Raw genomic sequence first — 23,859 nt, 5'->3', positions numbered from 1 at the left:
GCTCCGGCAGCTTGCCGGAGCGATTATCATGATTATAAACTTTTCAGTGCAGCTATGATAGTGGATTCTGCATCCGCAGCCGCAACATCTTCTTTCACAAATTTCTGACCGGTAATATTTTCAAACAGCTCAATGTAACGCTCACTAACGCTGTTAACGAATTCATCTGTCATTTCAGGTACCTGTTGACCATCTTTACCCTGGAAACCGTTTGCCATCAGCCATTCACGTACAAACTCCTTGCTGAGTTGTTTTTGCTGAGTACCATTTTTCTGGTTTTCTTCATAGCCATCTGCATAGAAATAGCGGGAAGAATCAGGGGTGTGGATTTCGTCGATTACATAGATGGTATCACCGATTTTACCGAATTCATATTTGGTATCTACCAGGATCAGTCCGCGTTTAGCGGCCATTTCCTTACCTCTTTCAAATAAGGCAAGGGTATACTTTTCCAGTTGTTCGTATTCCTCTTTACTTACCAGGCCCTGTGCGATGATCTCTTCGCGGGAGATATCTTCATCGTGACCTTCATGCGCTTTGGTAGTGGGCGTGATAATGGGTGTAGGGAAGAAATCATTTTCCTTCAGCCCGTCCGGCATGGTAACGCCGCAGAGTACACGCTGACCGGTTTTGTAGGTTCTCCAGGCGTGGCCGGTAAGGTTACCGCGCACAACCATTTCTACAGGGAAAGTTTCGCATTTCAAACCAATCGTTACGTTTGGTAACGGAGAGGATTTTACCCAGTTGGGAACGATGTCTTTGGTTGCATCCAGCATTATAGCCGCTACCTGGTTCAATACTTGACCCTTATAAGGAATCGGACGAGGTAATACTACATCAAATGCAGAGATACGATCACTCACCACCATTACCATCAGCCTGTCTTCAATCGTGTAAACATCACGTACTTTTCCTTTGTAAAAGGCAGTTTGACCTGGCAATTTGAAACTTGACTCTAACATGAATAAAAAATTAAATATGAAATCTGTGATTAGGAGTTGCAAAAGTAATCACGAATCAGTTTATTTTTCGCTATTGCGCTTTTTTTTTCTTGGCGACCAGGAAAACAGGTATTTATCCTTACTTAAGAGGTGGTGAGTTGCTGGCTATTGCTGGCGTATGGCCGAAGCAGGCCAACGATGACTTCATTTTCCGCATAGGGGGTCAGGTAGGTTCTGAACTGCTCCACATCAGACATATCTACTTCTGCGGGTACATAGCCCATTCCATAAAATCGTCCCCGCTCCATCAGGATACAGCTCTTTTCGCTACTGTTGCGTCCTTTATCGATGATAGTCACGGAGGGTTGTTGCGCCTGCAGGAAAGCGATGGCGGCCTTCATCCGCTCATTGTAAGCTTCCGGGGCTTCCGCTTTTTCGCAGGCTCCTTTGCAAGTGGCGGCCGTAATGCCGGCACAGGTGCCGTTACCTTTCTGAAGAAAACACAATTTGGGGCATAATCCGAACTCCTTTATCAGCGAGCGTAACAAGCGATGTCCATCTATCAGTAAATTAAAGCTATGTACCGGGTGGGTATACTTCCTTTTCTTTTCTATGGCCAGCCGTAAGTAACCGTGCTGGTCTTCAAAGAGGTAAAAGCCATAGCGGAACTCCACCCGTTTCTGGGCAGCATTATAAATGGGCCAAAGCCGTTTTATCTCTACTGACTCCAGGATGCAGGCCATCAGGTCTGTGGCCGTTTCTTGATGGGTAATGCTATAAATGGTGCGGAGGAAGTTTTGCCGCTGGCGGCTGGTGCTATGCCCCGTAAAGTGGCTGTTGACACGCTTTTTCAAATCTTTCGCCTTGCCTACATATACTACTTTCCCTTTCTGGTCGTGGAAATAGTATACGCCAGGGCGGTCGGGCAACGACTTTACCTGCTCTGGCGGCAGGTTGGGTGGCAGGAACTGTTCTTTTGAGCCCACCTTCAGGGCGGCGGCAATTACCTTCTCCTTATCGTTTGCCAGTAAGAGGCCAAAGAGTTTGGCTGTAGCCTCGGCATCGCCACCGGCCCGGTGACGGCCATGAATCGGGATACTGAAATGCCGGCAGATATTCCCCAGGCTATAGGATGCCAGGCCAGGGAAGATCTTGCGGCCCAGCCGAACCGTACACAGTTTTTTCGATTGCAGGTCAAAACCGGCGGTACCCAGCTGATGTTTAATAAAAGAATAGTCGAAGTTGACGTTGTGCGCCACAAAGATCCGGTCCTTCAATAACCCGAAAAGCAGCGGTGCAATGGCTTCAAAGGGAGGCGCTTCCGCTACCATTTCGTTGGTGATTCCCGTGAGGGATTCGATATAATAAGGAATGGGTATACCGGGGTTGACCAGGGTTTGGTAATGCTGCGTAATTTCCTTGCCATCGAACAGGAATACAGCTATTTCCGTAATTCCATTGGCACTGGCATGGCCACCTGTTGTTTCAATATCTACAATTGCATACATCCGCTTACAAAGATATGGATTGTTGTTACTAATTTTTCATGAATAAGGTATGAAGTATTTGAAAAAAATTATACATAATTTGATAATAAATGAGTTATGGTTAAAATCCTTATCTTTAGTAAGGATGATAAATAGTACATCATTTACTGTATTTGATCCATTTGCTCCCAGAGATAATCACCCGATATTTGTATTGCAAAAAAATAAACAATAATTTTCAGTTCTTGTTAAAATATAGTCCTGCAGCGGATTTCGCAGCTAAAAACATCATTGATTCATTATAAAACTACATTTACTTATGGCAAAGCAACAATGGACGTTAGATCCTACCCACAGTGAACTCGGATTTAAAATCCGTCACCTGATGATTACCAATATCAGTGGTAAGTTTCACAATTTCACGGTAGATGCCGAAACAGAAGGGGAAGACTTTATGACGGCAAAAGTAACGGTGAAGGTAGATGTAGACTCCATCACTACAGGCAGTGATGACCGGGACAAGCACCTTCGTTCGCCTGATTTCTTTGATGTGAATACTTTCCGGGATATTACGTTTGTGACCACGAAATACGAGAACGTGGACAATGATGGCTCCTACGAGTTATGGGGCGATCTGACCATCCGTAATGTGACGAAGAACGTAAAGCTGGCCGTTGAATTCGGCGGCGTTGTAAAAGACCCCTGGGGCAATACCAAAGCTGGATTTACCATTAACGGTAAAATCAACCGTAAAGATTTTGGTCTTACCTGGAATGCAGCCACAGAAACCGGCGGCGTACTGGTAGGCGACGATGTGAAGCTCTACGGAGAAGTGCAATTAATTAAAAAATAGGTGGATGTGGTTAGTTGCAGATAACGACTACCTGCAGCTAACCACTCCTGCTTAAAAAGAGGTGTTATGAACGAACAAGCTATCACTGGGTTACACCATATTACCGCCATATCCGGCAATGCTAAAAAGAATTATGATTTTTACACCCGTGTCATGGGATTGCGATTTGTAAAGAAGACGGTAAACTTTGACGACCCGCATACCTACCATTTTTACTACGGCGATGAAACAGGTACGCCGGGCACCATACTCACCTTTTTCCCCTGGGAAGATATTATGGCCGGCCGCAGAGGTACGCATATGGCCACTGAAATAGGTTACTCCATCCCGGAAGGCAGTATTGACTTCTGGTTAAAGCGATTCGAGAAAGAAAATATTATTTATAATAAGCCTTCGTCCAAATTCGGCGAAATATACCTGACTTTCCTGGATCCTGACGGGCTAAAGATAGAACTAACGGTACCGGATATATCCGACTCCCGCATTCCCTGGGTTACACCGGAAGTACCTGAAGAATATGCGACACGTGGGTTCCACCATGTAACACTTACACTGGAAGACATACAGGCCACCTCCGATATACTGGTATCCGTTTTTGGTTACCGGCTGGTGAAGCATCATGCCAATCGCTATCGTTTTGCCAGTCCAGCCGGCGATACCGCCAACTTTATAGACCTGGTAGAAGCCAAGGGCGAACCCCGCGGGCATGTAGCAGGAGGCAGTATACACCACATTGCGTTCCGGATGAAAGACGATGCGATGCAGTTACATTACCGGCAGCTGCTGGAAGATCGTGGGCTGCATCCAACAGAGCAGCTGGATCGCAAATACTTCCGTTCCGTTTATTTCCGGGAGCCGGGAGGTGTGCTGTTTGAACTGGCCACCGACACCCCGGGATTTGCGGTGGATGAACCGATAGCGGAACTGGGTACACACCTGATGTTACCGGATCAATTTGAACCACAACGGGAAGAGATTGTAAAAAAACTGATTAAACTGGGATAATATAATCATCACCAGGCACAACAGAGCATACCGTTAGCGGCAGCATGGCTTAAAGACAATTTCTAATAATAAAATATGGATCAGGAAGTTAGTGTAAGTTTATCCGGGCACCCTTACCAGGTGACCATCGATACCCGGGGGCACCGCTGGTTGGGAGATGAACCTGAAGACGTGGGCGGCGGTGATACCGGCCCACAACCCGGGGAATTATTATTGAGCAGCTTGGGCGCCTGTACCGCTATTACTTTAAAGATGTATGCCAACAGGAAAAAATGGCCCGTGGAACATATCGCCGTGGAACTGCGCTACAACAGTGCAGCCAAGCCAAATCCACTCACCACTGTTATCGATATGGAAATTCATTTTTCCGGAACGCTCAGCGAGGAACAGCATGCCCGGTTGCTGCAGATAGCTCACTCCTGCCCTGTTCACAAAGTGCTGAGCAATCCTATTGTTATCAATACAAAAGCAGTTTAAAAAAGATGAAAGATATCACCAAACATTACACCAACGGGGAAGTAACCATCGTATGGAAACCGAATGTTTGTATACATTCGGAGATGTGTTTTCATGGGCTGCCGGAAGTATTTAATCCGCATCAAAAGCCCTGGATCAATGCGGAAGGCGCTTCCACAGAAAAGATTGTGTCGCAGGTAAAACAATGTCCGTCTGGCGCCCTCACATTTTATATGAATGCCGACGTAGCGGCAGAGGGAGGCACAGCCCCCGATATCACTGCCGAAAGTATTGTAGAACCTATGCCTAACGGCCCTTTACTGGTATATGGCAATATCGTGGTAAAGGACGCCAGCGGAAAAGAAACGCATAAAAATAAAGTCACCGCTTTCTGCCGCTGTGGCGGTTCTTCCAATAAGCCCTATTGCGACGGCACGCATACCAAAATTAGTTTCTCTGACAAATCTTAATGATAATATGGAACTCACGATTACCAACAATACAGCGAAACAACAGTTTGAAACCGTAGTGGAGGGTCATACCGCGCTGATTGCCTATAAGCTGTTTCCCGGCGGCATTGCCTACATACATACAGAAGTACCACCGGAGCTGGAAGGCCGTGGCATAGCTGGGCAACTGGCGAAATACGTACTGGAATATGCCCGGGAACACCACCTGAAGGTTAAACCGCTATGCCCTTACGTAAACGCCTATATGAAAAGACACCCGGAGTACAACGACCTGTTGTAACAGCTGTCTGGTTAATATCTAACAAATACCTGTTATGCAACTATTAAAGTTTATTCAGCAGCCCTGGCACTGGTCTGTGTCAGGATTGCTGATCGGGCTCACGGTACCGGTGCTCCTGATATTGGGCAACAAAGTTTTTGGTATCTCTTCTTCCCTGCGACATATCTGCGCCGCCTGTTTTCCGGCCAACATCACCTTCTTTAAATACGACTGGAAGAAGGAGTCATGGAATCTTTTCTTTGCAGCAGGCATCCTGGTGGGAGCATTTATTGCGGGGCATTACCTGCAGGATGGGCAGAACATCCAGGTAGCGGCAGCTACCAAGGAGCGGCTGGCCAGTTATGGTATACACGACTACCGTGCCTTATTACCGTCTGAAATATTCAGCTGGCAGCAGCTGTTTACCTGGAAGGGGCTTATTTTCTTCGTGATAGGCGGCTTCATGATAGGCTTTGGCACCCGGTATGCCGGGGGTTGCACTTCGGGGCATTCCATCATGGGATTGTCCAACCTGCAATGGCCTTCACTGGTGGCAACGGTCTGTTTTATGGCTGGTGGGTTTGCCAGTGCGAACCTTTTTATTCCCCTTATTTTTAAATGGCTTCACTAAGATGAAAAATATCAAATACTTGCTGGCAGGCGTTTTCTTCGGTATTATACTGGTAAAAGCCCAGGTGATCAGCTGGTTCCGGATACAGGAAATGTTTCAGCTCACGTCTTTTCATATGTATGGGGTGATTGGCACAGCAGTGGTGACTGGCATTATTTCCCTGCAGTTGATTAAACGCTTTCATATCAAAACACTTTCAGGCGATCCTATTGTGGTGGCGCCCAAAAAGTTCAGCCAGGGGCAGATATACGGGGGATTGATCTTCGGATTGGGATGGGCGATCACCGGTGCCTGTCCGGGGCCCCTCTTTGCGCAGATAGGGATGGGATTTAGCGTAGTGGCTGTTACGTTAGTGAGCGCCATTGCCGGTACCTGGGTATACGGTGCGATCCAGTCGAAGTTACCTCAATAAAAAAGCAAAGCTCCAGGGAACGTATCCCTGAAGCTTTTTGCTATTCTCTGGACTCACAACTTGCGTATTGATTATTTAAATGCTTTCTGAATAGCCCTGGCAGAGTCCTGGTGCACTTTTAAAGTAGGTAAAGTGTTTGTTGCCCAGGTTTTGAGATCCGGATCTGTCAGATCACTGGAAGCTTTTTCAAACTCTTTTACATCTTTATCGTGGTCATCCACCATCATATCGATGTAAGATTTATCAAAGTCTTTCCCGCTCTTTTTACTCAGATCATCCAGGTGATTTTTTTCCTGGGTAGATAGTTCTGCCGGTAAGGCAATATTTTTCTTACCGGCCAGTTCTTTTAACTGGTCTCCTGCTTTGGAGTGATCGGTGACCATCATAGCACCAAATGCTTTCACTCTTGCATTAGATGCTTTTTCCTGTGCCAGCTTTCCCATGGCTACTTCCATCATACCGCCATTAGCAGCGTCCACTGCAAATTTTGAAGAATTTTCATCTACCGGTTTAGCGATTTCATTCAGGTCCTTGGCGCTGTCGGCAGGTTTTTCCGATTGCGGATTCCTGTTGGTGTTATTGCCACAGGACTGCATCATCCACGCGGTCAGGGCAATAGTTGATACTAACATTAGTTTCTTCATGACGTTATATTTTGGGTTCGTAATAGGTGTGCCTGTATAGCATTGATTTTACAAAAACGGGACCCGGATTGCATCATCTCTCTCTATACACGCTACTACAAAGGGTTTCCAGGCTCCAGCGAGCTGCGGGGCATATGAAAGGGTTTGTAGATTGTTTTCCCCAGAGCGCGAAAAAAATGGCGTTTCCCTTACTGTTGCGTTCTCTTTTAACAGCAGTAAGGAAAACACCATTTGCCCAGGGGGCAGGTATTACTTATTTCGATTGACTAACAAAATAGATAGTAGCAATGACGATAATGATCAGGAGAATCAGCCCTGCAATCTTGATCCAGCTATAGGGCCTATCACCCGTTACTTCGCCGGTGCAGGCATTTACCACGAAATGATAGAGCTTGTCGTTATAGCGATAGGCACTGATCCAAACAGGCAGCAACAGGTATTTAATTCCCAGGTTATTATAATCCACTTCGTAGCGGTCGATGCTTTGTTCATCGCCACCAATGTCGCTGCAAATTTCATCCTGTATTACCGGGTCCATTCTCTTTTTGGCAATTACCAGGGCCTGTTCGGCGTTGGTTTGGTATATTTCTGCGCGGAATCCGCTCAGGTATCGCCCATCGTATTGCTTCAACTGATCGAGGTGCCAGGGTTCCAAGATCTGCGCCATCTTAAGTGGCAGCGAGGGACTGGCTGATACCAGTACATCCCGGAAATCGTTGCTCACCCTGCCGGAAGCAGGATACCAGGCTGTATGGCGTACTTGCCGGGTGCGGGTTTCCGTTTTACCGTTTACCTCTTCCGTATAGGTTTCGGTAGTATAATAATATTCTCCTCTTTGGCCTATGTAATCTGTAACAGTATCCGTATCGTAGCTCCAGTGGGGAATATATACACCTTTCAGTTGCTGAGAGGAGCCGTCCTTCACTTTCTTCACCAGGTCGGAAGGGGCAAACCAGAGCTTCCCCATCCAGGTACGGAAGTGTTGCAGGGCTTCATTGTCTTTTACAACGAAGGGTAGTACATAGTGTGGCTGGAGAATGGCCGTTGTCTGCGCCGTATCTACCACGAGCGGAGAGGCGCAAAACGGGCAGGCATCGGCAGTTACATTGGGAAGCATGGTCGTAGAAGCTCCGCAACTTTTACATTTTACGACCACCGCTTGCTGGGTGGTTTCGGTATGATTTTGCTGTTCTGCGATAAAGGTAGCATAGTCTATCGCATGAACGGCGGTAGTAATAGTTTCCTGTTCAATTTCATTTACAGTGCCGCAGTATTCACATACCAGGCTATTGGTACCGGGAGCATAATGCAGGATAGCCCCACAGTTCTGGCATTTCAGCGAGTTGACTGTTTCACTTGTTTTTTCCTCGAAAGACATAGGAATATTTTGGGTAACAGCTGTTGAGCCAATGCCGGATCAACAGCCGTTACCAATGATTATTAGGGTAATGGTGGCGGAATGGTGGCCAATACTGGCGCTAATTCAGGCACGGTGGCAGCGGCTGACCAGGCAGCCATACCAGTTTTCCATACCAGGGTTTGAGCATTCAGGTTGCCGGCAACTGCCAGCTGGCGGAGTTGTTCCATATCAAAAGGGCCGCTTTGCTTACCTTCGATGGCTACATAGAAAGGAGTAGCGCCGGGCAATGGCGGAGGCGTACCCGCACCGGTGCTGGCAGGTTGATTGTTATTCTGGAAGACATTCCCTACTTGTCCCATCATGGCTGCGCCCATACCGGCGCCCAGTCCTGCTGCTGCAAGCCCGCCGCCATTGGGATTTTCCGCTGCTTTTTCCATGGCGTTGGCAGCCTGGAACTGCGCATAGGCGCCCAGGTTACCCACAATACCCATGCTGCTGCGTTTGTCGAGCGCTGTTTCCACTTCTGGGGGCAAGGAAATATTTTCGATGAGGAATTTGGTTAATTCCAGGCCCAGTTCATTGAATTCTGTACCGATTTTGCCGGTGATCTGTGAAGATACTTCTTCGTAATTGGCTGCCAGGTCCAATACAGCAATCTTGGCTTCTGCAATGGCTTCCATTCCACGGGATACTGCCAGGTTGCGCAGTTGTTCGTTGATGCCTTCTACGGTGAACTCCGGGTTGGTGGCGGCTACCTCTTTCAGGAAAGTGCCGGCATCTTTTACCCGGAAAGCGTAACTACCGAAAGCCCGGAGTCTTACCGGTCCGAATTCCGCATCGCGCAGCATCACCGGGTTTTTAGTTCCCCATTTCTGGTTGGTAAACTGCCGGGTGCTTACGAAGAACACGTCTGCTTTAAACGGACTATTAAAGCCATACTTCCATCCCTGCAAGGTGGTGAGTATGGGCATATTTTGTGTAGTCAGTGTATACATGCCGGGTTGGAATACGTCGGCAATTTTACCTTCATTCATAAAAACGGCCACCTGTGATTCGCGCACGGTGAGCTTCGCATTCATTTTTATTTCATTTTGGTAGCGGGGAAACTTCCACACAATGGTGTCTGTGGACGGGTCTGTCCACTCAATAATGTCAATAAATTCATTCCTGAGTTTATCAAAAATTCCCATGGTAACAGGTTTTATAGTCGCTCAAATGTAGAGAATTATTTAGTCTCAACGTCCGTCCTGCCTTGTGATAATTATTTCACGGCAGTTTTCAGCCATTGTTCCAGGAGTGCGGGCCAGGCGTCTGCTGCGGGATTGCCACTGCGCAATCCATATCCATGGCCACCTTTGGCGTAAAAGTGGAGTTCCACGGGCACTTTCGCATCGCGGAGAGCGCCGGCCATTACCAGGGCGCTGTTGCCGTAGAAATCATCGGCGGTAGCAAAAAGAAACATGGGAGGTGTTTGCTCATTCACGGTCAGTTCAGGCGTAAGCGTCCTGTTTGTACCCTGATCAAGATAAGCCGGATATACCAGGATACCGAATGCCGGCCGGGCAGACAGACTGTCGGCTTTGTCGATGGCCGTATAGGTGTTCACGTTATACCGGGTAGCGGCGCGGGCGGTGAGGCTACCGCCGGCAGAAAATCCCATCATGCCTATTTTATCCGGCTGCAGTCCCCATTCAGCTGCGCGGCTGCGTACAAGGCGGATAGCCCGTTGTGCGTCCTGCAGGGCGCCCGCTTGTTTTTTGGGCACCCTGTATTGCAATACAAAAGCCGTATATCCCAGCTTGTTAAGCCAGGCTGCAATTTCATCGCCTTCCAGGTCAATAGCCAATATCCCGTAACCTCCACCGGGATTGATAATTACCCCGATGCCATTGCTATTGCCTGCGGGAGCCGGAAACACTTCCAATACCGGGTCGGTGACATCGGTCAGCCGTTTTATGTTGTTACTGCCGTCGGGCGTTACCACTGCTGCATGCTTTGCTGCAGTTTCACCGGGAACTTTTCCCGGCCAAAGATGGATAGTTTGCTGCTGAGCACTGATCGTCATGGTCAATCCTAACATCATTGTTAATAAAATACCTGTTTGTTTCATAACTGGAAATTCATGTGATAAAACAAATGTAATGAATGTAAAGGGCAGATAAAAGAGCAGCCTCCCAAAAGGGAGGCTGCGTGGTCCAATCTAACCGACAGGATATATGCAGATCCTGAAAGGTATCATCCTTGCTTATTGAATCAGGTATTGTTGCTAAATAGCTTTGTAGACCATCACAAGCGTTCTTACGACATTTTCTCCATCGATCTTACCCACTGCTGTAAGGGTGAAACCCTGGTCATTTTTAACTACACTGGTATGGCCTTCAAAATTATCCAGCATTTCACCGCTGAATGCACCATCTGCCGTCAAGCTCCAGTGGAAGCTGCGTGTCTGGGCTGAATCCGGGCACTTGTCACCTCCTTCATCTTCCGTACCTGTGCCATCGTCTTTCAGCACGATAAAATTATCCCGTAAGCAGGCCGGCATTACTGCCAGCAGGTCGGATATAGGTCCTTGTCCTATGTCTATGCCAGGTGTTACCGTAGCGGATGTGACATTCCATTTTTTATTGATAAGATAAGACTTATCGATACCACGAGGCTGATCATCTTTCTTCCTGCATTGGGAAAAAAAGAGTGCCGTTAAGATAGCTACCGCAAATAATGTTACATCAGCCAGGCGGGAACGCAATGATTTTTTCATGATTAAGTGTTAATAGTGAACAATAAGGGGTTAATGGGTGCAAAGCTAGTTTGCACCCAGTTGTCACTATTCAGTAGAAGTACTTAATCTTAAAAATCAGGGAAGAAGGAAACGGTTACTTTATACATTGCAGCCAGGCTTCGGCCATTAGCTGGGCACCGGCTACGCTGGGATGTACCCCATCTCCTGTCCAGTAGGCACCGGGAGCTGATTGCAGGGCTTTGTCGAAAATAGCCTGGTAGGGAATAAAAATGGCCTGGTGCTTATCGGCTATCTCCTTTGCCGCGACGCGGTATTCATCGAAAGCCGGGTACCATTTGTCGTCTACAGCGCTCACACCTTTCACAGCAAAAGGCTCGCCGATAATCAGCTGTACATCGGGCAACTGCTGCCTGGTACGATCCAGCAGCTTATTGTAATCGTCGCGATAGGTTTGAACGGTGCCTTTATAATTACCATTGAGCGTATGCCAATAATCGTTCACTCCTACGAGGATACTGAGCACATCGGGTTTTATTGCGAAACAGTCGTTATCCCAGCGTTCCGCCAGTTGAAAGACCTTATTGCCACTGATGCCCTTGTTGTAAATTTTCAGGTTCTTATCGGCGTTCCTGCGCAATAAACCTGATGCTGCCATGAGGGCGTATCCGCTTCCCAGCGCAGCGCTGTTATTGGGCTCATTTTTATCTCTTTTCCGGCCGGCATCAGTGATAGAATCGCCCTGGAAAAGGATAATACCTTCTTTTTTCAGTCCGATCTTTTTACTTTTTTCAACCGCAACAGCGGCGGTAACAATGTTGGGAATACTAATAGCGGCCATGCTTCCCAGCGAAACATTCCGGAGGAAGTTGCGGCGGTTAAATACATTCATAATAGCAATTCATTGAGTGAATAACGTGGTTTGTGCCGTTAAGCTATAAAAAAGAATTCATATTTTATACGAATGCACTGGAACCGGTAATTGCTCTTCCTACGATGAGGGAATTGATTTCCTTGGTACCCTCATAGGAATAAATAGCTTCCGCATCGGCAACAAAGCGAGCCACATTGTATTCCAGGAGAATGCCATTCCCTCCCATCACCTCACGGGCACGGCTTACTACATCGCGGGTGCGGAGGGTACAGAATACCTTTGCCAGGGAAGCATGTTCATCCTGCAAGTGGCCTGCATCCTGTATTTCAGAGAGGCGGTACACCATGGTTTGCATGGCGGTAAGGTTGGAGAGCATTTCTACCAGGTGTCCCTGTATCAGTTGAAAAGCGGCGATGGGTTTTCCAAACTGTTTACGGGTGCGGGTATACGCCAATGCGTTTTCGTAGGCGCCACGTGCGCAGCCCACTGCCTCCCAGGCCACGCCGGCGCGGGTCATTTGCAGTACTTTCGCGGTGTCTTTAAAAGAGTTGGCCAGCTGGAGCCGGTCGGCCTCAGCTACCTCGCAATCTTTCAGCGTAATCAGCCCGTTCTGCACGATTCGCAATGCCATTTTATCATGTATTTTCTCTACACTGAAACCGGGCGTATTTTTTCTCAGCAAAAAACCTTTCACCTGGTTATCGTCTATATCACGTGCCCAGATAACGACTACGTCCGCGAAAGTGGCGTTGCCGATCCATTTTTTTTGCCCATTCAGTACCCAGCTATCCCCGCTCCGTTTAGCCGTAGTAGTGAGTCCTCCCGCAGCGGCAGAACCAACTTCCGGTTCAGTTAGCCCAAAAGCGCCAATGATATTCAGCTGTTGCATGCCTGGCAGCCATTCCTGTTTCTGGGCTTCAGAGCCCAGCATATAAATAGATCCCATGGCCAGTCCGCTCTGTACACCGAAGAACGTAGCGATCGACGCATCTATGCGGGCCATTTCCATGGCAATAATTCCTTCCATCAGGAAAGAGCGGTTCGGGCAACCATAACCATTGTAGGTAACGCCACAGATATTCAACTCCCGGAATTTGGGAATGATTTCAAAAGGGAATTCAGCTTTCAGCCAATATTCATTAACGATCGGTTGAATTTCTTTCTCCATGAATGCCCTTACTTTCAGCTGCAGCGAACGGTCTTCTTCATTCAGCCTGCCGGCGAGGTCGTAAAAGTCACCATCGATGGGCGGGAGTTCTTTCTTTTTTCCCCCGCTGCCAAGCATTTTCATCAGTCCCTGTAGCTGCTGCTCATTCATATGGGCGACTGATTCCATTACTTTGGGCAGGTCAACCTTTTCAGACAGGCGGGCCAGCATACCCAGGTCGATATGCTTCAGCAGCTGGTAGGCATTTTTCAGTTTGGAGAAGGTTCCGGACATAGTGCATGGTTTTGTATAAAAATACAAAATGTGTCGGGGACTACTCCATAGACAGCTGCAATGGATTGCAAAAATATTCAAAACAGCATCAGGAGAAGTTAATATTATACAAGAGGGAGTAAAAAAGGGCTGCATAAGCGCCTATGCAACCCTGGTTTTAAAACACAACTAAAAAAATTTCCTACAAGCATATAGGCATAGGTGTTAGCTATATGACGCAAGAGAAAGCAATTCCCTCTATATCTCATTTAAAAAAAAAGTGGATTAAAAATCAGGGGAGCAAATATGTTTGTTTTCGAAAAGATAGTTACTTTCGCAGCGATCATTCACGCATATAAAATATCTGAAGGTTAAATGCTTACATCACCTTCTTACCAGGCTTACAAAGCGTTATTCGATTCACAATATAATGACTTATGTAACTACGCATTTAGTTTTCTGAAAGATGATGCTGCAGCAGAAGATGTAGTACAGGAAACATTTATCAGGCTTTGGGAAAAACATCGTGAGCTGATAAATATACCTAATATAAAAGCATACTTATTCCGGGCTGTCCGCAACAATTCTATTTCTGTACTGCGCAGGCAAACCACGGAAGAAGCGGGCAACAAGGGATTTGAATGGATAGCGGAGCACGCGGAAGATCCGGATGCCAGGGAAGTAGAAAATTCGAGGCCGTACTACGAACAACTGATATACGAAGCCATTGCCAACCTTCCACCACAATGTAAAGAAGTATTTACTTGTTGCCGGCTCCAGGGGATGACTCATCAGCAAACAGCCACTAAGCTGGGGCTTTCCGCCAAAACTGTAGAAAATTATATGGGGCGGGCGCTTAAGTTACTGAGAAAGTACCTGCAGCAATACGGGTTACCAGTTGCCATTTTCTTTTTGTTAAAATTATTTTAACCTTTATAGAGGGATCGTCACACCCGAGCGTTATTTAAGTAGAGCACACTGTAACTATGGAGCATTTAGATACTTACCTACATGAACTTATAGCCAAGAAGTTATCCGGTCAAAGTACTGAGGCAGAATCTGCAACTTTACAGGAATGGCTGGACAAGTCCCCTGAAAACAGGGCAGAGTACGAAGTTCTCGCCAAAATCTGGGGTGACAGCCCGTCCGCTGTTATACAATCCCGTCAATATAACACTGCGGCTGCCTGGGAAAAGACCGGCGGGGTTATTCAATCCAATACATCCAAAGTAAAATACCTGTATACTAAATATGCTGCCGCGGCCGCTATTTTAATTTTGCTGACTGTAGGAGCCTGGTGGCTGGAAAGCCGGTCTGGCTTGAAGAAACATGAGCTGGCCGCCAATGACGGCAGGATAAGAAGCCTAGAGTTACCCGATAAGTCTACGGTTACGCTCCGCCAGGGCGCCCGCATCCGTTATATTAATGGTTATCATAATAACCAGCGGATTGTGGAACTGGAAGGAGAAGCTTTTTTTGAAATAGCCAGCGATCCCTCCCACCCTTTCCTGGTAAAAACGCCCAACCAATCGGTTGTGGAAGTACTGGGTACTTCCTTTACTGTACAAACGGGAAAGGACAGTACAACGGTGGTAGTGGCATCTGGTAGTGTAAAACTGGGCGTGGAAGGTGATACCGCCTCCCTGGTGCTGGCCAGCGGCCAAAGAGGTACCTGGGGGAATGGCCAATTATATGCCCGGAACAACAACAACCCTAACTTTATTGCCTGGAAAACAGGGATTTTGCAATTTAATGATCAGTCACTTCTTGAAATATTGCCACAATTAGCCGATTTTTACGCAAAAGATATCAGGATTGATGAAAAATACAAGGAAACGGCCGCGCAGCAAAAAGCTACAATAACGTTCCAGCATCAGTCCTGTGATGATGTTTTGCATGAATTACAACTATTGCTTGGGTTTAAATACCAACAGGAAGGCGACACTATCGTCATCAGCCAGTAGCTTATTAAACCAGTTTTTATATCTATGTTGTGCCGTCCTGCTGTTGCTGCCTGTCAATCAATTGCGGGCACAAAGCGGTGGAAATGACATTCTCGCACGTCCCTATACGCCACCTTCCAAACAGGGCACCATCCTTTTTTATATACAGGATATCCAGAAAAGTACAGGGGTTAGTGTATCCTATAGTTCCAGCTTCCTTCATCTCAATAAAAAAGTTCAGTTGGCGGGTACCGAACGTACCACCGGTGCGGTATTGACAACCATCCTGCAAGGAACCGGGATACAGGCGGCTGCCCTGAATGGCAAAATATTCCTGCTCAGGGAAAGTTCCCAAACCCAATACTATACCATCAGCGGCTTTGTAAAAGAAACGAACAGTAATGAGGCCATCATCGGCGCATCAGTGTATGATCCTGTCACCAAGAAGGGTACGGAAACCAACTCATATGGGTTTTACAGCTTGCAGGTACCAGATAGCTGCCAGGGAGTGGTATTCTCACATATCAGTTATAAACCCATCTTTCAACCCTTGCCACCTCCCGACGAGGGACAACTGGATATTCACCTGGAAACCAGGGGCATGCTGCAAACCGTGGTGGTGAACGGGGAAAAAGAGGAAGTCAACTCCCAGCCGGGGTTTATCAATATGCCTGTAGGCTATGTATCGAATTTCCCGGCGTTACTGGGCGAAAAAGACGTACTTAAATCGCTGCAACTATACCCCGGCGCCAGCAGCTCCCTGGAAAGCAGCAGTAACCTGTTGATCAGGGGTGGCGCAGCAGACCAAAACCTGTACCTGCTGGACGGAGTTCCCTTGTATCATACCGGCCACCTGTTCGGCCTCTTTTCCATTTTCAATGGCGACGCTGTAAAAGACGTATCTCTTTACAAGGATGCTTTCCCCGCACGATATGGCGGGCGTTTGTCTTCCGTGGTAGATATCCGTACCAAAGATGGTAATATGAAGGAGTGGCATGGCAGTGTTACCGCCAGTCCCGTTTCTGCCAGCGCCTTGCTGGAAGGGCCTATTGTAAAGGACAAGAGCGCTGTATTGCTGTCTGTCAGAAGATCCCTGGTAGATGCACTGTATGGACAAACCTATCTCAAAGATTATGGCCGGTATTACCTCTATGATGTCAACTTCAAACTCAACCAGGTTATCAACAACAAAAACCGGGTGTATGTGAGTTTTTATAAGGGACAGGATAAGATGTTTATCCAGAGCACCAACCCGGTAATACAGCTATTTGATGATTACAATTTTGACTGGAGCAATATTACGGCGGCAGTGAAATGGACCCGGGTAGTGAATCCCAGGGTGTTTTCCAATACCACCGCTACGTACAGCCGGTTTTACAACCTTTTTACCCAAAACTCTATTATCCCGCTTACGATCAACGACTCCCTGTTTGTAAAGGGTAAGGGAGTTTCACGGATCCGGGATATCGCTGTGAGAAATGAAACAGAATATAATGTAAGCAACCGGCAACATATTTCCTTAGGTGGAGGTTATACCTACCACAACTTTGCCCCTACAGCTTATCATACCAATATTTCGGCGGGAGAAGCCGCTGTGCGGAAGGCGCCCATTTACTATATGTCGGAGGTAACGGCCTATGCAGAAGATGAACTCAGCTTATTCAATGATAAGCTGATTGTGCGACCTGGCCTGCATTTCGGGGCATTAATACAATCCTCCTCTTTTTATGCCAGCGCCCAGCCCCGGATCATGGTACGCTGGCAACTACCCCAGTCGCAATTCGTGCAGGTATCGTTTGCTAAAATGACGCAGTTCGTGCATCAATTAACCACGCCTGTGATTAACTTGCCTACCGACCTGTGGGTACCCAGTACCGATAACATCAAACCGGAACATGCTTTTTCCTATAGCCTGTCTTATCAACGGCAGTGGAGCCCTGACTGGCGGTTTAATGTAAATTTCTACTATAAGCAGCTGAAAGATATCGTTACTACCAACACTGTATTGAATATATTTGACAACTCGGATCTGTGGGAAAAGAAAGTGATTGCGGGCAATGGTTATAATTACGGGAGCGAAATTTTGCTGGAAAAAACGCAGGGAAAGCTTACAGGCGTATTTTCCTATACGCTGTCCTGGGCCTGGCGTCAATTCGACCGCCTGAATGGGGGCAAAATGTTTCCCTATAAAGAAGATCGCCGGCACAATCTTTCCCTGGCGCTTAAATACCGGATCAATGAGAAGTGGAATCTTTCCGCTTCCTGGAAGTTTGCCAGTGGCGCTCCTTTCACACTGCCGACGCAAATATTCCCGGACTTCGACTGGGCGCGTAATATACAAGGATACCTGGATGAACGTTACTCTCCTTTTTCTACCTTCCAGGTCAACTACCTGCCTTATATAGCGCGGTTAAATAATTACCGACTCAATGCCGTACATCATCTCGACCTGGGCGCCAATCTTTTCCTCGGCAGTAAGAGGCGGTTCAAACATGTGATTTCAGGCGGTATTTACAATATCTACAACCGCTCCAATCCATTTATTGTGAGCTTTGATCAATTTTCTTATTTCGCATATGATAACGTATACCCGTTACAGTTATATCAATATAGCCTGTTCAGGACATTACCTTATCTAAGTTATACTTTCAAATTTTAGTCATGAAATATCTCTTCTTCATATTACCCATGGCAGCCTGGTGGTTACTCACCGGATGCGAGCGGCAGTTACCCCTGCCAGATAACCATGCAGCGCCACGGGCAGTGGTATACAGTGAGCTGATAGCCGGAGAGGTACCACAGGTGTTGGTAGGTAAAAGTAAGCCCGTTGCACCTGGGGTAAACAATGGATTTATACTGGTAAACGATGCCAAGGTGACGCTTATGGACAAAGGCGGACAAGTACTGGAGGAGCTGCCTTATGTGCCTGATACTACCCGCCCTATGAGTCTCTACCAGGGCAAGACGAAACTGCTGGGCGGAAAAACGTATACTGTTAGGGTGGAGGTTCCGGGACTGCGACCTATTACCGTGCAACCCCCTCCTACCATTCCTCTTCCGTTTAAGCTGGATTTACTGGATACCGTACGGACCTTGCTGAACGGGCGTCCCGTATTGCGTTTTCATTTTACGGTTTATCCTTTGCCTGGCGTAAGACAATACCTGGTGATGGAAGCGTTGAAACAAAGCGTAACGCTGGATACTTCTTTTACCTGGCAAGGTGTGAGATACCGGAAAAGCGAAAATGAGGCGCTTTATAACCAGGTAAAAGATAAGCCGGGCATTGATATGAAAAAAGACAGCATCTTCCTGAATGACTTCCTGCGTATTCCGTGTTATACCCAGGATGAAAATGCGGACAACAACCAGATTGGCGGGTTGAATGAAAACTATAACAGCATCTTATTTACACAAACGGGGAAACCACTGACCACTTATTTTTATATCAACGCTACTGCACTGAGTTCCAGTCCGGCGGAAGCCATTGCACCGGTGGGCCGGGTACAGGTATATGTAAAATCTGTATCGAAAGAATACTATGATTTCCTGCTGACCTATGAAAAAGTAAAACGAAATCCGGGGTTAAACAGCCTGATTCAGGCCATACAACTCCGCAGTAATACGCAGGGAGGCCTGGGGATAGTCGGAGGAGTGTATCAGCAACTCTACTCCTTGTATTATGACACACTTTAGAGAGCAGAAAGCTTAAAGCCTGAAGCAAAAATCTATTATAGCGAATGAGCTAAGCGAGCAATGATATGCGCTGGTCATTCGCTATAATAGCTTTTTGCTTCATGCTCTAGGCTTTAAGTTTTACTTCGGCTCATACACATTATCTGCCTTATTGATATCCGCTACCCAGGTACTTCCCAGGGTTACTTTTTTTATTTTTTTGGGAGAAGAAAATGTCAACGAAACTGTTTTGTTGCCCTTTTCCCAGCAGGCAATGCTCCGGTGCAGCCGGAGGGTGCTGTTGTCTTCCAGCAGTACCGACACATCTACCGGCACTGGTTTGGTGCCTTTTGATACTATCTCCACTACTCCTTGTTTTCCTTTTTGCAATACTTTACCGATGGCCAGGTCGGGGTATCCATTATCAAAGAACCAGCTTTTCCAGAACCAGTTCATATTTCTGCCAGCACCGGTATTCATACAATTAAAGAAGTCGTACGGCTGTGGATGTTTGCCGTGCCATTGTTCAATATAATAATGCAATGCTTTCAGGAAAAGGCTATCGCCCAGCATATCCTTTACGTACAGGTATCCTAATGCCGGCTTGGGATAGGAATTGGTTACATAAGCATCCGTGAGCTGATTAGAAGGCGTGATAATGGGCAGATCGGCCGCTTTGCCGGCAACGTAGTTATACGGTGCGATCCCATAGTCATCGATAATGGTGCTGTCTATGCAAGGAGAGATGATCCATTCGCCGATGGTAGCCCATCCTTCATCCATCCAGGCATACAGCGTTTCGTTGGTGCCCATATAAAAAGGAAACATTGTATGAAAAACCTCATGGTCGGTCAGTTCAATAGCCTGCACTTTATCGCTAAGCGGATTATCGTTTACCATCATGGGATACTCCATCTGGTCGAGGCCATCAAACACTGTTTCGTGGCTATAAGGGAAAGGCCATTTAGGAAAGTAATGGCTCATTTTATCGACCGTTATGCGGGCATAGCGTACTACATCGAAGAAATCAGCGTGATTGGGATTAAAAGCTACGTCAACGCGGGTACGCCGTTTAGTTTGGTTGTCAACCTGCACGCTGGTGGCATTCCAGCAGTAGTGGTTACTGAGGGCAAAGGCAAAGTCAGGTACGTTGATAGCTTCGAAGCGCCAGGTATTGGTATTGCGCTTCGGGCTGATATTGCCCGCCCGGATGTCGCTGGTATCTATCACCGTAATGATATCATTACTTTTTTCCGCAGCAGCTATGCGTTGCACATATTTATCAGCATATACTTCGCCGGTATTTTTGAGATCGCCGGTAGCCCAAACCTGGTAGGCGCCGGGAACGGTGATGGCTACACGGAAATCGCTGAAGTCGTTATAAAACTCCAGCATACCCATATAATTGATCATATCCCAGCCATTAATATCATCGTATACGGCTATACGCGGAAAAAAATAGGCAATAAAATAGGCGCCGGTATCGATGGAGCCTGTACGGATATGAGTATTTTCGTTCAGTATATAAGAAAAATCAAGGTTAAATTTCAGTGACTGCCCGGGATACAGTGCCGGAATATTCACGGGCATGTTAGTTCCTTTGGTCGGCGTCATCACGGGATTATCGTTCCCATTGATCTTCATATTTTTAATCACCACGCCATCCGTCAGGTCATCTGCCGACACGGGCATATTTCTCACGGCGCCTTTCTGGAAGATATTGGGAAACAATTTAAAATTGACGGAGTAAAGAGTATCGGGGCTGTTGTTGGTATATTGAATCGTTTCTGTACCAGCTACCCGGTTGGTAGCAGGGTCGAAGTTGACCTGTATATCATACCCCGCTTTATTCTGCCAGTATTTACTCCCCGGTGCTCCGCTATAGCTGCGGGTTTGCCGGTCGTACGCCTTTTTGAAGCCAAGTGGCATGTACAATGGGGTTTGCGCTATTACCTGGCTGGTGGCGGCCAGGAGTAAAAAAAAGAAAACTTTCCTCATAAACAATTTAAAGCAGTCGTACCAAATGTAGGGAATAAACAGGAAACTGAGCCGCTGCGTCGGATCAATTTATGTGACCAGACAGTCCGTGACGGGAGGTATCGGTGGGTGATGCGGGTACCTGGGTGGAGTCTGCCGGGAGCGGCAGGGCCGTACTGTCGTTTACCGCAGTGGAGCTGTCTTTACCGTTTCCATCTTTACCTGGCAATGGAATGGTGGGTGCTGAGCTCCTGCGTTTAGATGAGTATCCGGATGCCGTTCCCCGCTGCTGCATATCCTTCATTGTTTTTTTATCGAAGAGGTAGCGGGGATGTTTTTCCGGCCGGAGTCCCCTGTCAAATTGTGCCTCTGCTCCTACTGCCGGTGCCTGGTAGATCTTCTGCGAGGAGTGACAGGAAAGTAATAATAAGATGGGTGACCAAACCAGCAATTTCATATTGGTAGATTTGTGCAGTGGTGATCACAGTGATCTCTGCATTTGAATAGTATACTGGTATGGGATGGGACAGCTAAAAAACGTTGAAAAGCGGGGTTTTAGTATCTGTTGGTCTGCGGGGAAGTGCTGTAATCAGTGCATAGGAAATTTCCGGGGTATTTTGAAATTCAAGGATGCTGTATTAAATTTATCGTAAATTCACTGGTTGTCATCCCCTTATCCTAATATTTTATATCTTTAACTACTATTTCAATCCCGATGAAAACCCTCCTGCGGGAGAGTCACGGCCACAACGTTATTAATATAGTACTATGAAAGTATCAACAACCAGCTTCCCAAGCGTTTTTGAGACCGCATTTGGAAACACCGAAAACTCAAGTAAGGACTTACTCAACGGATTAAAAATTAAAAAAGATGAAGCCTGGTACTTGGTAGGCAATCTTGCGAAGAGAGGTGGTATCAATCCGGGCAGGGTGACCAATGCCTCTCCTACGGAAGAAGATTATGAAATATTGTTTAAAGCTGCGTTGTTGAATACGATCGATAAGGTACAACAGCCAATAGCCTTAACCGTTGGTTTTCCTTTCTCTACCTACAATATCTACAAAAATGCGGCGGAGCAGTTTTTAAGTAAAAGACATTTCCTGATCGATTACGATACGCAGACTTACAATACCAAGGGCTCGTTTAAGAAAGCAATGTTTGATATTGAGAAGTATGAAGTTATACCTGAAATTGTGGGTGGTATTATTGGCTTGAAGAAAACTATCAATGAACCACAGCTAGACAATTTCATCGCAGTAAGTTTTGGATTTGGTACCATTGAAGGTGGCATGGCCACAGGCGATGGACTGATTCACCGTACCTGCTTCAGTTCACATGGTATCCGTTATGCGATTAACAATCTTACCCGGGAGCTGAACCAGAAACATTACCTGGAAATGAAAAACGAACACCAGGTGGATGATGCCTTTATGAAAGGCTCCATCTTCACCAACCGCAAGCGTATAGATCTGCGTGATATGCGTAAAGGGGTGCTCACACAATATTATAAGGAAGTAGTGTCGCCGTTGATGCGTAGCTATTTTACCGACCTGGATTTTGAAACCTGTGAAAAAATTTATCTCATGGGTGGCGGTGCCCATTACCGGGAGCTAACCGATGCTTTTGTAGAAGAGTTCCGCGACTTTATTCCTGTAGAAGTAGCACCTGAGCCTGAAAAGCTCATGAGCATTGGTTATCTTTATAATTCGTTAAGAATTTCAGATAATAAACCACAGCGGAGTGTGGGCCTGGATCTTGGTAACTCCAGTTCTATTATTTCAACATTTGAGGACCAGCAACAGCATACTCCTACGATAACACCTAATCCCATCACCCTCTAATTTGTACGTGTGATCAGTGTCAGACATCTATTCCGAAATATAATTGTCCCCGGAGCTTTTCGTATTCCCAAAACGGTGTCCGTCAACGGCAGCATCGACGCTTCTGTTTCGGGTCGTATCGACGGTAATGTGAGGGGCGATGTAAAAACCACCGGCAAGTTGGTGGTAAGTGAAACGGCGAGCATTCGTGGCCATATATATGCTACCGACCTGGTAGTACAGGGAAAAGTGTATGGCGATGTGTACATCAGCAACAAAGCACATATCAGCAATAAAGCCCTGGTAAAGGGCGATGTAAATGCGATGGTGCTGGAAATAGAAGAAGGTGCGGTGGTAGAAGGCGCCATCCGCAAAAATGTAATGCCGGCTCCTAAAGCTATTTCAGAGCTGCCTGCAGAGGCAGCCGTTGCGCCAACCGCAGCTGCGCCTGCTGATACAGCCGGTCCTGTGGAAGAGGAGGAACAAAACACCAGTTGGTTCTGATATTTTTCAAACCATATAAGCAAAACGGCTGTTTCCAATAAGAAACAGCCGTTTTGCTTATATGGCAGGTTAGTACACCTCTACCCTATCTTTTGTTCTTCAGCGGGTCCAGTAAGGCAGAAAGCCCGTTCATTTTAATGACCAGCATTGTTTCCAGCAGCATGCCCAGCTTGCCCTGGGGAAAACCCTTTCGCTGAAACCATTCCAGGTAACTAACGGGGAGGTCGCAGAGCACTACATCCTTATATTTTCCGAAAGGCATCTTCATCACGACGAGTTGTTTCAATAGCTCCGGGTTGGGTGTGGTCATTTCCATACAGGCCTTTTTATCATTAATGCGACAAATGTAAATTATAAATCCGTTTTCACCAGCTTCTTCATCATTCGTTGGTA

25 protein-coding genes are annotated in these 23,859 nt (G+C 46.8%); 13 read left to right on the top strand and 12 right to left on the bottom strand.

What is annotated here, in order from left to right; all coding sequences use genetic code 11:
- Positions 1-32: 32 nt before the first annotated feature.
- Complete coding sequence (locus tag HGH90_RS16535; protein WP_169191572.1) at positions 33-962, bottom strand: phosphoribosylaminoimidazolesuccinocarboxamide synthase; 930 nt, start codon at positions 960-962, stop codon at positions 33-35.
- Positions 963-1,084: 122 nt separating this feature from the next.
- Entirely contained in the window at positions 1,085-2,449 is a 1,365-nt protein-coding gene (locus HGH90_RS16530) for an exonuclease domain-containing protein (RefSeq protein WP_169191571.1), read from the bottom strand.
- A 298-nt stretch (positions 2,450-2,747) separates the two neighbouring features.
- Here HGH90_RS16530 and HGH90_RS16525 point away from each other — a divergent pair, with 298 nt between their 5' ends.
- The 7 genes from HGH90_RS16525 (at position 2,748) to HGH90_RS16495 (ending at position 6,514) form a co-directional block, all read left to right on the top strand.
- Positions 2,748-3,281 (top strand): YceI family protein, encoded by a 534-nt coding sequence (locus HGH90_RS16525; RefSeq protein ID WP_168763107.1) that lies wholly within the window; start codon positions 2,748-2,750, stop codon positions 3,279-3,281.
- Between the two features lie 66 nt (positions 3,282-3,347).
- Positions 3,348-4,286 (top strand): ring-cleaving dioxygenase, encoded by a 939-nt coding sequence (locus HGH90_RS16520; RefSeq protein ID WP_169191570.1) that lies wholly within the window; start codon positions 3,348-3,350, stop codon positions 4,284-4,286.
- A 75-nt stretch (positions 4,287-4,361) separates the two neighbouring features.
- Entirely contained in the window at positions 4,362-4,763 is a 402-nt protein-coding gene (locus tag HGH90_RS16515) for an OsmC family protein (protein ID WP_168763105.1), read from the top strand.
- Positions 4,764-4,768: 5 nt separating this feature from the next.
- Entirely contained in the window at positions 4,769-5,212 is a 444-nt protein-coding gene (locus tag HGH90_RS16510) for a (4Fe-4S)-binding protein (RefSeq protein WP_169191569.1), read from the top strand.
- Positions 5,213-5,219: 7 nt separating this feature from the next.
- Positions 5,220-5,492 (top strand): GNAT family N-acetyltransferase, encoded by a 273-nt coding sequence (locus HGH90_RS16505; RefSeq protein ID WP_168763103.1) that lies wholly within the window; start codon positions 5,220-5,222, stop codon positions 5,490-5,492.
- A gap of 34 nt (positions 5,493-5,526) precedes the next feature.
- Positions 5,527-6,102 (top strand): YeeE/YedE family protein, encoded by a 576-nt coding sequence (locus tag HGH90_RS16500; RefSeq protein ID WP_168763102.1) that lies wholly within the window; start codon positions 5,527-5,529, stop codon positions 6,100-6,102.
- A gap of 1 nt (position 6,103) precedes the next feature.
- Positions 6,104-6,514: a DUF6691 family protein gene (locus HGH90_RS16495; RefSeq protein WP_168763101.1), complete on the top strand. Its 411-nt coding sequence runs from the start codon at positions 6,104-6,106 to the stop codon at positions 6,512-6,514.
- Between the two features lie 71 nt (positions 6,515-6,585).
- Here HGH90_RS16495 and HGH90_RS16490 read toward each other — a convergent pair whose 3' ends face one another.
- From HGH90_RS16490 to HGH90_RS16460, 7 genes are all read right to left on the bottom strand, one after another.
- Entirely contained in the window at positions 6,586-7,158 is a 573-nt protein-coding gene (locus HGH90_RS16490; RefSeq protein WP_168763100.1) for a DUF4142 domain-containing protein, read from the bottom strand.
- Between the two features lie 253 nt (positions 7,159-7,411).
- Positions 7,412-8,536 (bottom strand): zinc finger domain-containing protein, encoded by a 1,125-nt coding sequence (locus HGH90_RS16485; RefSeq protein ID WP_168763099.1) that lies wholly within the window; start codon positions 8,534-8,536, stop codon positions 7,412-7,414.
- Between the two features lie 62 nt (positions 8,537-8,598).
- Complete coding sequence (locus tag HGH90_RS16480; RefSeq protein WP_169191568.1) at positions 8,599-9,708, bottom strand: SPFH domain-containing protein; 1,110 nt, start codon at positions 9,706-9,708, stop codon at positions 8,599-8,601.
- Positions 9,709-9,779: 71 nt separating this feature from the next.
- On the bottom strand, positions 9,780-10,628 hold the full coding sequence (locus tag HGH90_RS16475) for an alpha/beta hydrolase (protein ID WP_168763097.1): 849 nt from the start codon (positions 10,626-10,628) through the stop codon (positions 9,780-9,782).
- A 156-nt stretch (positions 10,629-10,784) separates the two neighbouring features.
- Complete coding sequence (locus tag HGH90_RS16470; RefSeq protein WP_168763096.1) at positions 10,785-11,276, bottom strand: hypothetical protein; 492 nt, start codon at positions 11,274-11,276, stop codon at positions 10,785-10,787.
- Positions 11,277-11,391: 115 nt separating this feature from the next.
- Positions 11,392-12,147, bottom strand: coding sequence for an SGNH/GDSL hydrolase family protein (locus tag HGH90_RS16465; protein WP_169191567.1), 756 nt, complete (start codon positions 12,145-12,147; stop codon positions 11,392-11,394).
- 64 nt (positions 12,148-12,211) lie between these two features.
- Positions 12,212-13,570: an acyl-CoA dehydrogenase family protein gene (locus tag HGH90_RS16460; protein WP_169191566.1), complete on the bottom strand. Its 1,359-nt coding sequence runs from the start codon at positions 13,568-13,570 to the stop codon at positions 12,212-12,214.
- A gap of 354 nt (positions 13,571-13,924) precedes the next feature.
- On the opposite strand from HGH90_RS16460, the gene HGH90_RS16455 reads away from it, so the two are divergent.
- The 4 genes from HGH90_RS16455 to HGH90_RS16440 are packed head-to-tail and all read left to right on the top strand — an operon-like array spanning position 13,925 to position 19,185.
- Positions 13,925-14,479, top strand: coding sequence for an RNA polymerase sigma-70 factor (locus HGH90_RS16455; protein ID WP_168763093.1), 555 nt, complete (start codon positions 13,925-13,927; stop codon positions 14,477-14,479).
- 56 nt (positions 14,480-14,535) lie between these two features.
- On the top strand, positions 14,536-15,513 hold the full coding sequence (locus HGH90_RS16450; protein ID WP_169191565.1) for a FecR family protein: 978 nt from the start codon (positions 14,536-14,538) through the stop codon (positions 15,511-15,513).
- Positions 15,446-18,151 carry a carboxypeptidase-like regulatory domain-containing protein gene (locus HGH90_RS16445; protein WP_168763091.1) on the top strand — a complete coding sequence of 902 codons (2,706 nt, stop codon included), beginning with the start codon at positions 15,446-15,448 and terminating at the stop codon, positions 18,149-18,151. Before HGH90_RS16450 ends, HGH90_RS16445 begins: the two co-directional genes overlap by 68 nt.
- 2 nt (positions 18,152-18,153) lie before the next feature.
- A complete protein-coding gene (locus HGH90_RS16440) occupies positions 18,154-19,185 on the top strand; it encodes a DUF4249 family protein (RefSeq protein WP_169191564.1) in 1,032 nt (343 codons plus the stop codon).
- A 120-nt stretch (positions 19,186-19,305) separates the two neighbouring features.
- Here HGH90_RS16440 and HGH90_RS16435 read toward each other — a convergent pair whose 3' ends face one another.
- Positions 19,306-21,162, bottom strand: a complete 1,857-nt coding sequence (locus HGH90_RS16435; protein WP_168763089.1) for a M1 family metallopeptidase — start codon at positions 21,160-21,162, stop codon at positions 19,306-19,308.
- A gap of 64 nt (positions 21,163-21,226) precedes the next feature.
- On the bottom strand, positions 21,227-21,598 hold the full coding sequence (locus tag HGH90_RS16430) for a hypothetical protein (RefSeq protein WP_168763088.1): 372 nt from the start codon (positions 21,596-21,598) through the stop codon (positions 21,227-21,229).
- A gap of 311 nt (positions 21,599-21,909) precedes the next feature.
- Between HGH90_RS16430 and HGH90_RS16425 the strand changes: the two genes are divergently transcribed.
- Positions 21,910-22,983, top strand: a complete 1,074-nt coding sequence (locus HGH90_RS16425; protein ID WP_145666732.1) for a ParM/StbA family protein — start codon at positions 21,910-21,912, stop codon at positions 22,981-22,983.
- A 9-nt stretch (positions 22,984-22,992) separates the two neighbouring features.
- Entirely contained in the window at positions 22,993-23,466 is a 474-nt protein-coding gene (locus HGH90_RS16420; RefSeq protein WP_168763087.1) for a polymer-forming cytoskeletal protein, read from the top strand.
- 85 nt (positions 23,467-23,551) lie between these two features.
- On the opposite strand, the gene HGH90_RS16415 is transcribed toward HGH90_RS16420, so the two are convergent.
- Entirely contained in the window at positions 23,552-23,782 is a 231-nt protein-coding gene (locus HGH90_RS16415; protein ID WP_211092181.1) for a DUF3820 family protein, read from the bottom strand.
- Positions 23,783-23,859: the final 77 nt, after the last annotated feature.

This window comes from Chitinophaga sp. Ak27, from assembly GCF_012726295.1.
GTDB lineage: Bacteria > Bacteroidota > Bacteroidia > Chitinophagales > Chitinophagaceae > Chitinophaga.
The sequence above is the reverse complement of the archived record's forward strand: the minus strand, read 5'-3'. Positions and strand labels throughout refer to the sequence as shown.

Excerpts from the sequence above, each read along its gene's own strand:
- HGH90_RS16475 (WP_168763097.1), bottom strand. The coding sequence starts at position 10,628 with ATGAAACAAACAGGTATTTTATTAACAATGATGTTAGGATTGACCATG.
- HGH90_RS16485 (WP_168763099.1), bottom strand. The coding sequence starts at position 8,536 with ATGTCTTTCGAGGAAAAAACAAGTGAAACAGTCAACTCGCTGAAATGC.
- HGH90_RS16435 (WP_168763089.1), bottom strand. The coding sequence starts at position 21,162 with ATGAGGAAAGTTTTCTTTTTTTTACTCCTGGCCGCCACCAGCCAGGTA.
- HGH90_RS16430 (WP_168763088.1), bottom strand. The coding sequence starts at position 21,598 with ATGAAATTGCTGGTTTGGTCACCCATCTTATTATTACTTTCCTGTCAC.
- HGH90_RS16520 (WP_169191570.1), top strand. The coding sequence starts at position 3,348 with ATGAACGAACAAGCTATCACTGGGTTACACCATATTACCGCCATATCC.
- HGH90_RS16480 (WP_169191568.1), bottom strand. The coding sequence starts at position 9,708 with ATGGGAATTTTTGATAAACTCAGGAATGAATTTATTGACATTATTGAG.
- HGH90_RS16455 (WP_168763093.1), top strand. The coding sequence starts at position 13,925 with ATGCTTACATCACCTTCTTACCAGGCTTACAAAGCGTTATTCGATTCA.
- HGH90_RS16500 (WP_168763102.1), top strand. The coding sequence starts at position 5,527 with ATGCAACTATTAAAGTTTATTCAGCAGCCCTGGCACTGGTCTGTGTCA.
- HGH90_RS16505 (WP_168763103.1), top strand. The coding sequence starts at position 5,220 with ATGGAACTCACGATTACCAACAATACAGCGAAACAACAGTTTGAAACC.
- HGH90_RS16515 (WP_168763105.1), top strand. The coding sequence starts at position 4,362 with ATGGATCAGGAAGTTAGTGTAAGTTTATCCGGGCACCCTTACCAGGTG.
- HGH90_RS16535 (WP_169191572.1), bottom strand. The coding sequence starts at position 962 with ATGTTAGAGTCAAGTTTCAAATTGCCAGGTCAAACTGCCTTTTACAAA.
- HGH90_RS16415 (WP_211092181.1), bottom strand. The coding sequence starts at position 23,782 with ATGGAAATGACCACACCCAACCCGGAGCTATTGAAACAACTCGTCGTG.
- HGH90_RS16445 (WP_168763091.1), top strand. The coding sequence starts at position 15,446 with ATGAATTACAACTATTGCTTGGGTTTAAATACCAACAGGAAGGCGACA.
- HGH90_RS16425 (WP_145666732.1), top strand. The coding sequence starts at position 21,910 with ATGAAAGTATCAACAACCAGCTTCCCAAGCGTTTTTGAGACCGCATTT.
- HGH90_RS16525 (WP_168763107.1), top strand. The coding sequence starts at position 2,748 with ATGGCAAAGCAACAATGGACGTTAGATCCTACCCACAGTGAACTCGGA.
- HGH90_RS16460 (WP_169191566.1), bottom strand. The coding sequence starts at position 13,570 with ATGTCCGGAACCTTCTCCAAACTGAAAAATGCCTACCAGCTGCTGAAG.
- HGH90_RS16530 (WP_169191571.1), bottom strand. The coding sequence starts at position 2,449 with ATGTATGCAATTGTAGATATTGAAACAACAGGTGGCCATGCCAGTGCC.
- HGH90_RS16470 (WP_168763096.1), bottom strand. The coding sequence starts at position 11,276 with ATGAAAAAATCATTGCGTTCCCGCCTGGCTGATGTAACATTATTTGCG.
- HGH90_RS16510 (WP_169191569.1), top strand. The coding sequence starts at position 4,769 with ATGAAAGATATCACCAAACATTACACCAACGGGGAAGTAACCATCGTA.
- HGH90_RS16450 (WP_169191565.1), top strand. The coding sequence starts at position 14,536 with ATGGAGCATTTAGATACTTACCTACATGAACTTATAGCCAAGAAGTTA.
- HGH90_RS16440 (WP_169191564.1), top strand. The coding sequence starts at position 18,154 with ATGAAATATCTCTTCTTCATATTACCCATGGCAGCCTGGTGGTTACTC.
- HGH90_RS16465 (WP_169191567.1), bottom strand. The coding sequence starts at position 12,147 with ATGAATGTATTTAACCGCCGCAACTTCCTCCGGAATGTTTCGCTGGGA.
- HGH90_RS16490 (WP_168763100.1), bottom strand. The coding sequence starts at position 7,158 with ATGAAGAAACTAATGTTAGTATCAACTATTGCCCTGACCGCGTGGATG.
- HGH90_RS16495 (WP_168763101.1), top strand. The coding sequence starts at position 6,104 with ATGAAAAATATCAAATACTTGCTGGCAGGCGTTTTCTTCGGTATTATA.